The sequence below is a fragment of the Acinetobacter sp. WCHAc010052 genome (assembly GCF_002165295.2).
Lineage (GTDB): Bacteria > Pseudomonadota > Gammaproteobacteria > Pseudomonadales > Moraxellaceae > Acinetobacter > Acinetobacter chinensis.
In genome coordinates, this window is record NZ_CP032143.1 from 2,850,138 (window position 1) to 2,864,706 (window position 14,569).

General features: G+C 43.1%; 12 protein-coding genes. 5 read left to right on the forward strand and 7 right to left on the reverse strand.

The genetic code is table 11. The features are described from left to right. The first annotated feature begins 21 nt into the window (after positions 1 to 21). Positions 22 to 876 carry a bifunctional DNA-formamidopyrimidine glycosylase/DNA-(apurinic or apyrimidinic site) lyase gene (gene mutM / locus CDG61_RS13940; protein WP_087549603.1) on the forward strand — a complete coding sequence of 285 codons (855 nt, stop codon included), beginning with the start codon at positions 22 to 24 and terminating at the stop codon, positions 874 to 876. Further along, positions 873 to 1,154 (forward strand): peptidylprolyl isomerase, encoded by a 282-nt coding sequence (locus CDG61_RS13945; RefSeq protein WP_087549604.1) that lies wholly within the window; start codon positions 873 to 875, stop codon positions 1,152 to 1,154. Before mutM ends, CDG61_RS13945 begins: the two co-directional genes overlap by 4 nt. A gap of 116 nt (positions 1,155 to 1,270) precedes the next feature. Here the strand turns inward: CDG61_RS13945 and CDG61_RS13950 are convergent, their stop codons facing one another. The 4 genes from CDG61_RS13950 to typA form a co-directional block, all read right to left on the reverse strand. Continuing rightward, a complete protein-coding gene (locus CDG61_RS13950) occupies positions 1,271 to 1,900 on the reverse strand; it encodes a hypothetical protein (protein WP_087549605.1) in 630 nt (209 codons plus the stop codon). Positions 1,901 to 2,001: 101 nt separating this feature from the next. Then, complete coding sequence (mscL, locus tag CDG61_RS13955) at positions 2,002 to 2,427, reverse strand: large conductance mechanosensitive channel protein MscL (RefSeq protein ID WP_087549606.1); 426 nt, start codon at positions 2,425 to 2,427, stop codon at positions 2,002 to 2,004. A gap of 162 nt (positions 2,428 to 2,589) precedes the next feature. After that, positions 2,590 to 4,044: a DKNYY domain-containing protein gene (locus tag CDG61_RS13960; protein WP_087549607.1), complete on the reverse strand. Its 1,455-nt coding sequence runs from the start codon at positions 4,042 to 4,044 to the stop codon at positions 2,590 to 2,592. A gap of 108 nt (positions 4,045 to 4,152) precedes the next feature. Continuing rightward, on the reverse strand, positions 4,153 to 5,988 hold the full coding sequence (gene typA / locus CDG61_RS13965; RefSeq protein ID WP_087513966.1) for a translational GTPase TypA: 1,836 nt from the start codon (positions 5,986 to 5,988) through the stop codon (positions 4,153 to 4,155). A gap of 172 nt (positions 5,989 to 6,160) precedes the next feature. On the opposite strand from typA, the gene CDG61_RS13970 reads away from it, so the two are divergent. The 3 genes from CDG61_RS13970 (at position 6,161) to CDG61_RS13980 (ending at position 10,136) form a co-directional block, all read left to right on the forward strand. Next, complete coding sequence (locus CDG61_RS13970) at positions 6,161 to 7,531, forward strand: uracil-xanthine permease family protein (protein ID WP_087513965.1); 1,371 nt, start codon at positions 6,161 to 6,163, stop codon at positions 7,529 to 7,531. A gap of 106 nt (positions 7,532 to 7,637) precedes the next feature. Then, positions 7,638 to 8,663, forward strand: a complete 1,026-nt coding sequence (locus CDG61_RS13975) for a class I SAM-dependent methyltransferase (protein ID WP_087549608.1) — start codon at positions 7,638 to 7,640, stop codon at positions 8,661 to 8,663. Between the two features lie 9 nt (positions 8,664 to 8,672). Then, positions 8,673 to 10,136 carry an amino acid permease gene (locus CDG61_RS13980; RefSeq protein ID WP_087549609.1) on the forward strand — a complete coding sequence of 488 codons (1,464 nt, stop codon included), beginning with the start codon at positions 8,673 to 8,675 and terminating at the stop codon, positions 10,134 to 10,136. A gap of 434 nt (positions 10,137 to 10,570) precedes the next feature. On the opposite strand, the gene CDG61_RS13985 is transcribed toward CDG61_RS13980, so the two are convergent. From CDG61_RS13985 to filE, 3 genes are all read right to left on the reverse strand, one after another. Then, entirely contained in the window at positions 10,571 to 11,098 is a 528-nt protein-coding gene (locus CDG61_RS13985; RefSeq protein WP_087549664.1) for a peptidase C39, read from the reverse strand. 400 nt (positions 11,099 to 11,498) lie between these two features. Beyond that, entirely contained in the window at positions 11,499 to 13,379 is a 1,881-nt protein-coding gene (locus tag CDG61_RS13990; protein WP_087549610.1) for a flagellar protein FilF, read from the reverse strand. An 18-nt stretch (positions 13,380 to 13,397) separates the two neighbouring features. Then, on the reverse strand, positions 13,398 to 14,567 hold the full coding sequence (gene filE / locus CDG61_RS13995; RefSeq protein WP_118847334.1) for a putative pilus assembly protein FilE: 1,170 nt from the start codon (positions 14,565 to 14,567) through the stop codon (positions 13,398 to 13,400). Positions 14,568 to 14,569 lie beyond the last annotated feature (2 nt).

Genomic DNA, 14,569 nt, shown 5'->3' on the forward strand with positions numbered 1-14,569 from the left:
ATTTCCGAATATATGTGATCCATGCCTGAATTACCTGAAGTTGAAACCACCAAAGCCAGTCTTCTGCCGTTGATTGATCAGAAAGTCATTTCTGTTCACGTTCACCAGTCCAGCCTGCGTTGGGAAATTCCTGCTGACATTCAGAAACTTCAGGGACAGAAACTGCTGAAACTGACACGGCGTTCCAAGTATATTCTTGCTGAATTTGAACAGGACACTATGCTCTGGCATCTGGGAATGTCAGGCAGTTTCAGGTTATGTGACACAGGGACAGAACTGCGTAAGCATGATCACCTGATCATTCAGTTTGAAGATACTGAACTGCGCTACCATGACCCACGCCGTTTTGGCTGCATTTTATGGTTGGATGAATACAGCCAGACCAGACTGATTGATACCCTGGGACCAGAACCACTCAGTGATGCATTCCATGCAGAATATTTAGCGTCTAAATTTAAAAATAAAAATGTCGGCACAAAAGTTGCCATTATGGACAATCATATTGTGGTCGGTGTCGGCAACATCTATGCGACTGAAAGCCTGTTTAACCTGGGAATCCATCCTGCGCAGCCTGCATCCAGTTTAAGCCATGATCAGATTGAAAAACTGGTGATCGAGATTAAACGTATTTTAAAACAGGCAATCGATCTGGGTGGTTCAACTTTAAGAGACTACAGTAATGCTATGGGTGAAAATGGTTATTTTCAGCAGACCCTGCTCGCTTATGGTCGCGCAGGTGAAATGTGCGTGAACTGTGAAACCACTCTGGAAAATTTAAAACTTGGGCAAAGAGCCAGTGTGTTCTGCCCGCAATGTCAGCCACTGAAAAAAGTGAAAACTGCCGTTAAGAAAGCCACCAAAGGAAGCAAAGCATGAAGTCTGCTATCGTTCGACACATTCTGGTTAAAGATAAAGACCTATGCGAACAGCTGAAAAAGAAAATAAAAGCAGGCGCTGATTTTGCCAAAATTGCGAAACAGCACTCGACCTGCCCATCGGGTAAAAAAGGTGGCGAACTGGGTGATATTAAAAAAGGTCAACTCGTCACACCGATTGATAAGGCTGTTTTCACCCTGCCTGAACGCGAGCTGCATGGTCCAATCAAAAGTCAGTTTGGCTGGCACCTGCTGGAAATCAAGTTTCGGATGGATTAAACCGTATTTTCAGCATGACATAAGACTGGATACAATCATGAACCTTATGTCACGTCTGTCACTCACCCACTGCAGTGTGTTCAAATAATTCAGATCTCTATGAACCCGTTATTTGATTACTTTTTAAATAACTGAATAACTTCAGCGTACTGATTGATATACCCTCTGAACATTTCTGCACGGGCGGTCAGGTAAAACAGCTGCGTTCCATTCTGTACAAGTTTATCGGGTGCCTTACCGTTACAGAATCCGCCACCTGAAACAAGGGCTGAAGAAATTTTCCTAAAGTATCTGTCGGCCTGTGCCGAATCACTGAATGTAAAAACGTACATCAAAAAATCAGGATAATAATCTTTCCGGCTCCCAATCCCGATATGGCTTTCTGCATAAAAACTGCTGACACCCTGCCCTGCTATCGTCAGAATTTTATTCTTCCTGCAGTCGTTTACAGTCCATGATTCAGCTGCCCTGGATGCTGACAGACTGAAACCATTCTTTTTCAGCTTCTGTTGCAATGCGTTAATCAGTGCCTGACTGTCCGAACCTGAATTCAACTCAACAGTTTCAGTCACCGTTTCTGCATTGGGCATGTTTTCAATATAGCCTGATTCCCGATCTTTGCCCTGTACTTTTGATGCATCGGGAAACCGAATTTCTTTATATTGTTCTGTTTCAGTGCTGTCATTTTTCTGATCTGTACATCCAGACAGACTCAAAATGATAAAAAAGAATAACCACTTTCTCATACGGTATCGCCTGCATTTATAAACTGAATACAAACGGCTGATCTCAAACACGCCATAAAAAACGGCACTGTAAAGTGCCGTCAGTTATTCAGAAGCATGAATTAATCACGTTTCTTCAGCTCATCACGGATTTCACGTAACAATTCGATATCTTCAGGAGTAGCTGCTGCAGCTTCTTCAACCGGTTTACGGATTTTATTTAAGAATTTAACCAACAGGAAGACCACCCATGCCAGGATCAGGAAGTTAAGGAAAATGGTAATAAAGTTACCATAGGTCAATACGTTCACACCCGCTTTAGTCAGTTCATCCAAAGAAGTCAGATTGTTTGGATTATCACCTAATACGAAAAACTTTTGCGTAAAGTCTACGCCACCGCCTGTGATTACCGTAATTAACGGCATAATGATATCTTTAACTAAAGAGTCGATAATTTTACCAAAAGCACCACCGATGATCACACCGATTGCCATGTCCATCATGTTGCCTTTTACAGCAAATTCTCTGAATTCTGAAAGAATACTCATATTTTACTCCACGCTATTTATGCGTCATTTTTATGTGATGAAGTATACATTAATGTTCTATATACATTTCTGCATAATCTACCTGGTTTTCTGAAAATTCCAATATTTTTTACACTTTACACAAAAAACATACTTTTATTCTCACATGAATACGCATAACTATTATTCATTTTTTGACCAAAGCTCACTGACACAGAAATTTTCATCATATTTTGCTTTCGCTAACCGTTCCACCTGAGGAGATAATAAGATTCCACGCCCTGCATACTGACGGATATCATCACTGGATCGCGACGGATTTAAAATAAATCTGAGCGCATACGCATCTTTGATCAGATAAACCGCCTGATCAAAGCCCTGCCCCTGACCAAATTCATCAAAATAATAATATTGTGCACCATTTTTCCATATTGTTGCAGCACGCCACCTACTATTACCATATTTCACCTCAGCAATTTTCTGCCAACGATTTACAGGTGCGTTCTTCAACCGATAAAGCACAGTTGAACGATAGCAGAGTTTCGTTCCCCGCCCACTGCGGATGTATTTATCGTACAGTCCTAGATAATAGGTATCCTGTCCATTATGAAAAACATCAGGAGCCAGTTGTGTCAGCTTTTGACTGAATGGATTATCACCTGTACGCTGTAATTTCTGTTCTTGTCGATGATAAAAATAAATGCCCTGCTGACTGAGAAATAATGGATCATGCGCATGTTCATCATCTTTATTGAGCAGATGATAAGGTGAATATTTTTGTGAAAATGGCGATGTCTGATAATAAAAATTCTGTGTTTTAGGATCATGTAAAAATTCAGACTCAATCCCACCACCAAAATCAAACACCATTAACTGAGGATGATCCTGAACAGGAACACGCTGGTTCTTATAATAAACATGTGTTCCATCTGCGGTGTAGTGACTACTCTCCCGTAATCGATCTGAACTCCCTGAATAAGATGGCAAATACCGCATAGTATGACCATTTGCCTGTTCAACCAGTTTCCCCCTGAAATAGGTGTACTCTCCATTACTGACCGTTCCCTGAACCGTTAATTGATACGGAGACTGACTCGTTTCCAGCTGATAATGTGGATACCAGTAGCTTTGCGGTTTTGAACCGATTCCAGTGTGATGAAGCAGAATCTGCCAGACCTCCTGCACAACATTCAACTCAGTATTACGCTCCGTGATCTGCGAACAATAATAACTGACCTGACCATCGCTGATATAACCATCACCAATCGAGCGAACTGTCTGCGGATTTAAATTTTTCAGAATCATATTGCCACAATAGACATGCTTTTGATCCACAGCTATCTGTCTGGTCGCGATGTCATCCGAAAGCATGCGAATCGTCTTTAAATCAGCCTCAGGAATGACATAATGACCATTACTCGGTACAGCAACATAGAGCTGCTGATTATGAATTCTAAACTCTGTCGGACCTGAGCCCACTTTCTGACCCTGCTGATCAAGTTCAAAACTACTCAGTTCCTGAGTGGGTTCAGCGATTAAAAGAGTAAATGCAAATAAAAGGGTGATCAGTAAAATACAGAATATCACTATGAGCTGTTTCAGTTTTTGCTGTTTTTCTGTGGGTAAATGACTGTTCAAACGCCATACCTATATCGTCATATTTATTATAAAAACCACTATAGCAAAATATTCAGCCATAAAAAAACCGCCAATGAATGACGGTTTTCTTCAACTTAACGGTAAGGCTTAGCCGTTACGGTTACGTTTACGTTCGTTTTCAGTCAACCAGCGTTTACGGATACGGATTGACTTAGGTGTTACTTCAACTAATTCGTCATCTTCAATGAATTCAAGCGCTTGTTCAAGCGTGTATTCGATTGCTGGAACAAGAGTCAACGCATCATCAGTACCAGAAGCACGTACGTTTGTTAACTGTTTTGCTTTAGTTGGGTTAACAGTCATGTCGTCTGAACGAGAGTTAATACCCACGATCATACCTTCATAAACTTCCAACTGTGGTTTAGCAAACAGACGACCACGATCCTGAAGTGTGAACAGTGCATAACCCAGGCAAGTACCCTGAACCATAGAAATCAGCACACCATTCTGACGCTTCGCAACAGTACCCTGTTTCATAGGACCATAATGCGAGAAGCTTGACGTCATGATACCAGTACCTGAAGTCATGGTCAGGAATTCAGAACGGAAACCAATCAGACCACGTGAAGGAACAGTTGCTTCAATACGGATACGACCTTTGCCGTCAACTTCCATATTGGTCATTTCGCCTTTACGGTGACCCATCTGTTCCATTACAGAACCCTGGTGCTGTTCTTCAACGTCAAATGTTACGTTTTCGTAAGGTTCCTGTTTTTCACCATCAACTTCTTTCAGGATTACCTGTGGACGGGAAACACCCATCTCGAAGCCTTCACGACGCATGTTTTCGATCAGAACCGAAAGGTGAAGTTCACCACGACCAGAAACTTTGAAACGGTCTGGACTGTCAGTATCTTCAACGCGAAGTGCTACGTTGTGGATCAATTCGCGGTCAAGACGTTCACGGATATTACGTGAAGTTACGAATTTACCTTCTTTACCGGCAAACGGTGAGTTGTTTACCTGGAAAGTCATAGATACTGTAGGTTCATCTACAGAAAGTGGTGGTAAAGCTTCAACATTTTTCTGATCACAGATGGTGTCAGAAATATGAAGTTCATCAATACCTGTTACACAAACGATATCGCCTGCTTGAGCAGATTCAACGTCGATACGCTCTAAACCGTGGTAACCCATGATTTTTAAGATACGACCGTTACGTGTTTTACCGTCTTTGTCGATCACTGTTACAGGTGTGTTCAGTTTCACTGAACCACGCTGAATACGACCAACACCGATAACACCTACGAAGCTGTTATAGTCAAGTGAAGACACTTGCATCTGGAATGGACCATCAACATCAACTGCTGGTGGTTCAACGATGTCAACGATTGTCTGGAACAATGGAGTCATGTCTTCAGCAAGTTCTTCTGGAGATGGACCAGCCACACCACGAAGACCTGAAGCATATACCACTGGGAAGTCCAGCTGTTCGTCTGTACCACCAAGGTTATCAAACAGATCAAATACCTGGTCGATTACCCAGTCCGGACGCGCACTTGGCTTGTCGACTTTGTTAATGATCACGATTGGTTTCAAACCACGTGCGAACGCTTTTTGCGTTACGAAACGGGTCTGTGGCATTGGACCTTCCTGTGAATCCACAAGAAGCAGTACACAGTCAACCATTGACATTACACGTTCAACTTCACCACCGAAGTCGGCGTGTCCCGGGGTATCCACGATGTTGATACGGTATTCAGTATCAGTACGTTTATCTAACCATTTGATTGCAGTGTTTTTTGCAAGAATGGTAATACCACGTTCACTTTCAATAGCGCCTGAATCCATGACACGCTCGATTTCACCCGCGCGATCACCTAATGCACCTGATTGTTGTAAAAGTTTGTCGACAAGAGTCGTTTTACCATGATCGACGTGCGCAATGATGGCAATGTTCCGGAGTGTTTTAATATCTGACATGTAAATTCGATACGCCTAAAGTTTGAGGGCAAATTATACAGAAAAATATTAACTTTTAGTAGTGACAGTTTATTGACACTGACGTTTTTTTTGGATAATCGGTATTCTTTTGGTTTTGTAATGTCATGTAACTCGATTAGAATAGCGCCACCTTGCTAAACTTTGCTGACTTATGTCTGATCTGAATACATCTCCCGAGCAAAAAGATCGTCTTGATCTTGTCTATGGTCTGAACGACCGTCCAAAACCGTTTATCGCTTTTCTGGCTGCCCTCCAGCATTTACTGGCGATTATTGTCCCAATTGTCACACCTGGACTTTTAATCTGTCTGGCACTGGGGGTTTCCAAAGAAGACACCAATATGATTCTGTCCATGTCCCTGGTCATTTCAGGGGTGGCAACTTTTCTGCAATGTAAAAAAGTGGGACCTTTTGGTGCAGGTTTGCTGATCGTTCAGGGAACCAGTTTTAACTTTATTGGTCCAATGATCGGCATCGGTTCTGCCATGGTTGCCGCAGGTACACCGGTAGAAGCGGTCATGGCATCTATTTTTGGTGTGGTGATTGCAGGCTCATTTATTGAAATGGGTGTATCACGTATTTTGCCATGGGTGAAAAAGCTGATCACGCCATTGGTCACCGGTATTGTTGTTCTTCTGATTGGTCTGACGCTGATTAAAGAAGGTCTGATCAGTATGGGTGGTGGTTATCAGGCGATGGGCGATAAAACTTTTGCCAATGCTGACAACCTGATCATGTCCTGTAGCGTATTGGCAATCATTATTATCCTGAACCGTGTCCGCATTACCTGGGTGAAAAGCTCAGCTATTCTGATTGCCCTGGTGATTGGCTATATTCTTGCGGGCTTCATGGGCTATTTAAACTTTGATGGCTTAAATGATGCTCCTTTAATTCAGATTCCAACACCTATGCATTTCGGCATTGGCTTTTCATGGAGTCTGTTTATTCCAATGGCATTTATTTACCTGGTGACTTCTCTTGAAGCCATTGGTGATGTGACTGCAACCTCTAAAATTTCCAATGAGCCTGTCGATGGTCCTGTATGGATGCAGCGTATTAAAGGCGGTGTTCTGGTCAATGGTGCGAACTCATTCCTGGCAGGTATCTTCAACACATTCCCAAGTTCTGTTTTTGCACAGAATAACGGTGTGATTCAGCTGACCGGTGTTGCAAGCCGTTATGTCGGGATCTGGATTGCCGTGATGCTGATCATTCTGGGACTGTTCCCTGCTGTTGCAGGTGTTATTCAGGCTGTACCACAAGCAGTACTGGGTGGTGCTGTAATGGTGATGTTTGGTGCAGTTGCTGCATCAGGGATCAACATTCTGTCAGGTATTCAGCTTGACCGTCGTGCACTGCTGATTATTGCTATTTCCCTGGCACTGGGTCTTGGCGTTGCACAGGTTCCTCAGATTCTGGAACATCTGCCAGAACTGGTGCGTAATATTTTCAGCTCAGGCGTTGCGACAGGTGGTATTGCCGCACTGATTCTGAACATTCTATTACCTGCAACTAAAAATTAATTCAGCTATTCTTTATAATGCCCAGCATCGTCTGGGCATTTGGGTTTATTGACAGCCTTTAAAACTGTTGATGCCTGTGTTCAAAATTTTATGATGGATGGGATCTATGGAGCCAAAAAGTGAAGTCGTCATTCGACAACACGATTATTTAAGCGGGAAAGTATTGTTCGCCAATGCCCCGACTGATGATTTGCTGTCGAACCTGGCGCAGGACATTGAACCTGTATTGTGGACATGGAATTACAATGAATTTCTGTATTTCCAGCAGCGCAATGCCAATGTTCATTTTGGCATTGAACTTCCTGAATCTGAGTTTGATCAGGCTGTGGTCTTTGTACCCAAATCAAAAGAACTGCTGAATTATATTCTGCACAACCTTGCCAGCCGCCTGTCTGAAGGTGCGTCCATCTTCCTGGTCGGAGAGAAAAAAGGTGGTGTGGAGCGTGCAGCTAAACAGTTACAGCCCTATGGTGAAGCAACCAAACTGGACAGTGCCCGTCACTGTCAGATGTGGCAAATGACCCTGAAAAAACAGGTGCAGGCTAAACCCGTTGTCGACTGGGTACAGCAATACGCTGTGGCGACGCCACAGGGTGACCTGACCATCTGTGCCCTGCCGGGTGTCTTCAGTCAGAACCGCCTGGATGTAGGAACTGCCGTTTTACTGCCGTACCTGACTCAGGTAACTTCGGGTAAAATTGCCGATTTTGGTTGTGGTGCTGGTGTGATCAGCGCATTTTTATCAAAATTAAATCCCAAAAACCGGATTTTTGCACTCGATGTCGATGCTTTTGCACTGGCTTCCACGCAACTGACTTTTGAAAAAAATCATCTTCCATTAGAACAACTTGAAGTAAAAGCAGTCCGTGGGATCGAAGATGCCCCTCTGTTTTTACACGCAATCGTCAGCAATCCCCCATTCCACCAGGGCATTCAAACCGATTACAATGCCAGTGAAAATCTGTGTAAGACGTCACGGCGTCATTTAAAATCCGGTGGTGAATTGTGGATTGTGGCAAACCGCTTCCTGAATTATCCATTGCTGATTGAGCAGAATTATGGTCAATGTACGACCAAAGCAGATCAACAAGGCTTTAAAGTGCTGTTCGCCAACACCCAGAAAAAATCTTAAGGAATAACGATGAGCGAAACAGATCATCCACAGCTCCAGCGTAAGCTTGGTGCCCGACATTTAAATATGATCGCCATTGGTGGTTCCATTGGTACAGGTCTGTTCCTGGCTTCTGGTCAGACGATTGCAACGGCAGGTCCTGGCGGTGCATTACTTGCCTACATGCTGATTGGTATCATGATTTACTTTCTCATGACAAGCCTCGGTGAACTTGCAACCCACAACCCGACTTCAGGTGCATTTTTTACTTATGGTAATAAATACGTCGAAGAAGGCTTTGGTTTTGCACTGGGTTGGAACTACTGGTACAACTGGGCAATTACAGTCGCTTTTGAACTGGTTGCCGTTCAGTTCATCATGAAATTCTGGTTTCCAGATATTCCGGGCTTCTGGTGGAGTGCGGTATTCCTGGCGATTATTTTCTGTATCAATGCCCTGACGGTGAAAGGTTTTGGTGAAAGTGAATTCTTATTTTCATTGGTCAAAGTCATTGCGATTATCTTCTTTATCGCAATCGGTCTGTTCATGATCGGTAAAATCATGCTCGATCCTGCTGACTCCATTACCAAAAACTGGACCATTGGTGAAGCACCTTTTGTGGGTGGTTTAAATGCACTGATCGGGGTTGCCATGATTGCCGGATTCTCTTTCCAGGGAACAGAGATGGTTGGGGTCGCTGCGGGTGAATCCAAAGATCCAAAGAAAACCATTCCTTTGGCAATCAAACAGATTTTCTGGCGTATTCTGCTGTTTTATATTCTGTGTATTTTCATTATTGGTACACTGGTGGCATATACCGACCCAAACCTCGCACTTGCTGCTGAAGGTGACGGTAACATTATGCTGTCACCGTTTACCCTGCTCTATGAAAAAGCAGGTCTGGCTTTTGCCGCAGGTTTAATGAATGCCGTTATTCTGACTGCGATTTTATCTGCCGGTAACTCGGGTATGTATTCTTCCACCCGTATGCTGTTTGATATGGCACGTCATGGCCGTGCGCCTAAATGGTTTGCAACACTGGATATGCGTGGCGTTCCAATGAATGCACTCTATGCAACAACAGCAATCGCTGCACTGTGTTTCCTGACCACATTTATCGGTGAACAGCAGGTCTTTACATGGCTGCTGAATATGTCGGGAATGTGTGGATTCATTGTCTGGTTAGGGATTGCCATTTCACATTACCGTTTCCGTAAAGGTTATCTGGCACAGGGTCATAAACTTGAAGACCTCGCCTATAAAGCAAAATTCTTCCCGTTTGCGCCATGGTTTGCTTTCATCCTGTGTACCATTGTGGTACTGGGTCAGAACTATCAGGCAGTGCTCGCAGGTGAATGGATGAGTGTTGTATCGACCTACATCAGCTTACCGTTGTTCCTTGCCATCTGGTTAGGCTATAAGTGGAAACACAAAACTAAACTGATTCCTTACGACAAAATGGACGTAAAACCGATTGAAGTTGAAAAAGAGTAAGATCTAAATTCCACATTAAAATCAGCAGCCTTCGGGCTGCTTTTTATATGAAATGGATTTATTTACTATCTGAAACAACACAAACTGGCAATGCACCTGATCCTGAAAGTCATCATTGCGAGCTGTTCTTCAAATGAAAAAAATCGTCCGTTTCATCACTATATACAAAAAGAACAGCGTTTTAATTTGCTTACCCAAATACAGTCAGAATGCAAAAAAGTAAGGTCCAATATAGTTCAGTAGCTGAATGATCTGATCCTGACACAGCATAATGGACTGAGAGACGTCAGTACCTTAAGCGAATACCTTGAGGCAATAATAAAAATGGACAAAGACATACCGTTAACAGCAGATCAGGCTGATTATTCCAGAAGTACAGGATATTTTCAGATTTTTTACTTTAGGAAATCATTACTTTTAAAGCATTTTCATGATCAACTGAATCGTGTTTCTGTTGGTGCATAAGCCACGATCACCTGTGCACAGATGCCATCAGCATGTCTTTGTTGCTCAAAAACATCTGCGGGCATGGCATCAAAACTGTCAAAAAAACAGATTTCCTCTGCATCCATGCTGTATACAAGTGAGTGATTTCCGACACCTTCCAGCGTATCGTAATACACAATGACAAAAGCCCTCTGTTCATAGGCTTGCTGTATCTGTGCATAACTCAGTGTATCCCGTACAGGCATGTTCAGCAGTTCAGCTTCCTTAAAAGCAAGCCGCTCTTTTTCATGCTGATGCAGATCTTCTGAGGTATAAAAACCTACTTCAAAACCAAGCTGCTTTAAAGCAAGTGCAAGCTGAACCGTAAAAGTACCATCTTCCGCATCATATCTGCACAGCCTGATCAGTTGAGATATGTCGACCCGAATATCACAGTGTTCCAGTACCATCCATACTGCATAAACACCGCCATTCGCTTCAAGCTGTATCAACTCTTCTGGAATACTGCTTTCCATTTCCAGCACCATCTTCAATTCATCCTGCAAACATACTCACCTGAAACAGATCCAGATCAAGCCATCTGACATATCTGCTGTTCAAGGTTTCAACCCTGTGAGCATTATAAACATCCTCTGATATAGCCTCCATTCATACAGCACTTTTGATGAAGAAAATTCAGCTGAATCAAATTTCATAGAATAAAAAAACTGATCTGGAACCACAGCTTTCCAGTATTACCCATAACAGATTCCGACAATATTTATTTCCCGCCAGGCACCATGACCTCTTTCCAGTAACAGATCAACAGTGATCACACAGTAAATACCCTGACGTCTTCCTCATGACCAAGCACGGCATGTACTGAAAACACATGCATAAAAAAGACCTCATCTGAGGTCTTTTTTAGTTTGGATATTATGGTTTTACCTGACCTGACTGATAACAGCTGGAAACCTCAATCGCAGCAATCGTACCACCTGTATTTTTTGCCAGCTCTTTATCGGCATCCGATGGGTTATTGTCAGTCTGTCCAGTATAAATCAGCATCATGGAATTATAAATATTAGTCCATGCCACTGTTCCACCACTGAAATCAGTCATTGAAATAAAGCGTCCTGCACCGCTTAACAACTGCTCCAGGTTAACACGTGCTCCACCAATCACCAGTGCATCTGCTGAACTGGAAGTACTGGTCTGAATTTGAGTATTCATTCCAATCACTGCACCATCTATCTCTTTAAAGACTGGGTTTGCCAGAATCAGACGCGTTGTTACAGCTTTGTTGTCAGTATCCGTTGCACCCAGTACACCTATTCGATACTGACTGCTTTGCTCTGTCACAGGTGAACATGCTGGCGTCCAGTCTGTATCAGAAGTAAAATCTGTACGCACATTACCAAACTGATCCAGTACAACAGGCAATTTCACATTAGCTTTACTGGTGTCCGAAAATTTAAACTCAATAGTTGCATAAACAGGGAATACATATTTTTCACCTGAAGCGACGTTTTTAACAGATTTAAAGACCCGGTTGTCCAGATGACCTACAGGGAAATACTTATACGCATCGAATGAACCACGGTACTGATCCGTGCCGAGTGTCTGCTTCCACAAGCCATATTCTTCAGGCTTACCTTTGTCATATTTAGTCAGCAGTTTGTAGAAACCTTCTGTACCTGCAATCATATAGTCATTATAGACTTTACCCTGAGTGATCATAAAATCCTCAGAAGGTATATCACTTACAGCAAACCGGAACGGTCCTGTAATACTCCTGGTCAGTGGATTCACCCAGCTGGTCTGCTCAGCTGCAACCATACGAGCCGGACGGGTTTTTTTGATCAATTCAGAAGAAACACCCAGAATCTGACTGGCAGTACTTGAAGCAACTTTACCTTTCCACTGCACGCCATAACCAAAAGTATAACCCTGACGATCCGTCAGGATCAGATACTGACCGATCATATGACTTAAATCAGCATCGGTAGATTTACAGTCACTCTTATTACAGCCATATAAGCCTTGCGGAAGAATTGAATCCTCTTTGGCAAGCACAGGATAACCTGCCTGATAAGTTGCAGAATTGCTCATATTCACCAGCATTTTTAATGCTTCAAGTGCTTCTGCATCTGTAATGGAACCGGCATCAGTCCACGGCTTGATTTTATTGATATAAGCCCCTGACTGATAATCCGCCACTGTAATTGAACTGAGTATTTCTTCCAGCTTGTCCATTTTTGGTGGTAACAGATAGATAGGCTGAACATCACCTGCCACACGCTGATTAGCTTCCATACCCACTGCCTGGAAAATTTTGACCAGTGCCATAGCAACCTGAATGGTTGGATCAGATGCATCCAGTGACTGTGCCGCTTTACCCGTCAAGCCTTTTGCCATATCGAGTATGCTTAAACGTGGCAGGCTGGCACTGACTGTACTTACCACACCAATATCAGATAGTGCCACCGTACCAAAATCTACAGTTTTGACCCCTTTATCGCCGCGCAGGAAGAAATGAATCTGATCACCCTCAGTACATTTTCCAGTTGCAGCATTACTCTTAGCTTCAATTAAAGTAATAAAAACGTTATCACGATCACTGCTACAGGTAAAATTCAGACCATCAACAGGATAGTCCAGAGCAAATTCAACACAGTTCTGACCTGAAACACAGCTACCATTCTGATAAACCACAGATTTCGGTTCTGGTATAACATTCGCACTTTCGCCACCACAGCCACTCAGGGCAGCAAAACCTGCTGTGAGTGCAAAGGGTAATAAATATTGTTTTTTCATTTCTGATTCCCTTTTTCCTTAGCGGATTGCCACTAATTTGAGCTGACCATGATTGGCCAGTGCCTGATTTTCCATATCAAGTGCTGATGCCAATGGAGTTAATAAAATATATCGGGTCTGCTCTGGCAGCTGAACAACCCCCTGTACAACCTCATGGCTGAACATATTACTTGCCGTATTCTGGCTCTTGAAACCACCTGCACCTTCAAGCACACATGCTTTTTCATCCAGAAAAACAACAAATGGCCAGTAAAACTCAGGCTTTTGCTGACTAGCTGCATAAGAGTTAATCTGAATATTCTTTAAAGCCCCCTCAAGATGAATCACTTCATAATCAAAATGATCTTTCAAAGGTGCTCTGGGCCAAACATTCACATCCGAATCGAGCTTCAGTGATTTTGCCTTTTTGACTTTTTTATCCGTGAAACACTGCTGCCCCAGGCTGTCTACCGCTTCCTGCTGTGGAACACGATAATATGTTGTAGCCAGCACAACGGGCGTATTGTCTTTAACATTGCGGTTGAACATACTGTTCAGCAGTGATCGGCTCACCCCTTTTTCACGCTCAACAATCTGCAGTCTTGCACCACCACCATTTTTTGTATCAATCACACCTTCAGGCATGGCATAAAATCTTTTTTTACCTTCAAGATTAAACTCACGATCTTCCAGCAGTTCATTGGTGACATATTTTTCACCATCCAGCTCAGCAAAACCATCCTGAACCTGAGCAGGTGGAATGACTTTTACTGGATTTTCCACGCGCTCATTTTTCACGACAGACTGAGATGGTGCTGCTTTTTGAACAGCTGTCTGCGTTTCAACAGGCTTTGAAACAGAGCTTACTGCAGGCTTAACAGAGTTTTTTTGAGCTGCTGCCTGAACCCGAGCAGCCTGAGGTTTTTCCTGAGCAACAGTTTCAGGCAGAACTTTGTTTACTGTCACTCCGGTATTGCTGTTCACAGCTTCAGGCGCTGGTTCTGTCTTTACAGGCTGTTCCTGAACAATCACTTTCGGCTGTTCTGTTTTTTGAATCACAGGTTTCTGAGGTTGTTCAGCTGACTTTCTCTGAACAACCATCGGGCGACCATCGGGCCCAATAATCGTATAAAATTCTGCGGCATTTGCAGCAGAAAATATACCTGCACTTAACAGTACAACTGATCCTGAAAATAAAATCCTGTTCATTT

Excerpts from the sequence above, each read along its gene's own strand:
- mutM (WP_087549603.1), top strand. The coding sequence starts at position 22 with ATGCCTGAATTACCTGAAGTTGAAACCACCAAAGCCAGTCTTCTGCCG.
- CDG61_RS13945 (WP_087549604.1), top strand. The coding sequence starts at position 873 with ATGAAGTCTGCTATCGTTCGACACATTCTGGTTAAAGATAAAGACCTA.
- CDG61_RS13950 (WP_087549605.1), bottom strand. The coding sequence starts at position 1,900 with ATGAGAAAGTGGTTATTCTTTTTTATCATTTTGAGTCTGTCTGGATGT.
- mscL (WP_087549606.1), bottom strand. The coding sequence starts at position 2,427 with ATGAGTATTCTTTCAGAATTCAGAGAATTTGCTGTAAAAGGCAACATG.
- typA (WP_087513966.1), bottom strand. The coding sequence starts at position 5,988 with ATGTCAGATATTAAAACACTCCGGAACATTGCCATCATTGCGCACGTC.
- CDG61_RS13970 (WP_087513965.1), top strand. The coding sequence starts at position 6,161 with ATGTCTGATCTGAATACATCTCCCGAGCAAAAAGATCGTCTTGATCTT.
- CDG61_RS13975 (WP_087549608.1), top strand. The coding sequence starts at position 7,638 with ATGGAGCCAAAAAGTGAAGTCGTCATTCGACAACACGATTATTTAAGC.
- CDG61_RS13980 (WP_087549609.1), top strand. The coding sequence starts at position 8,673 with ATGAGCGAAACAGATCATCCACAGCTCCAGCGTAAGCTTGGTGCCCGA.
- CDG61_RS13985 (WP_087549664.1), bottom strand. The coding sequence starts at position 11,098 with ATGGAAAGCAGTATTCCAGAAGAGTTGATACAGCTTGAAGCGAATGGC.
- CDG61_RS13990 (WP_087549610.1), bottom strand. The coding sequence starts at position 13,379 with ATGAAAAAACAATATTTATTACCCTTTGCACTCACAGCAGGTTTTGCT.
- filE (WP_118847334.1), bottom strand. The coding sequence starts at position 14,567 with ATGAACAGGATTTTATTTTCAGGATCAGTTGTACTGTTAAGTGCAGGT.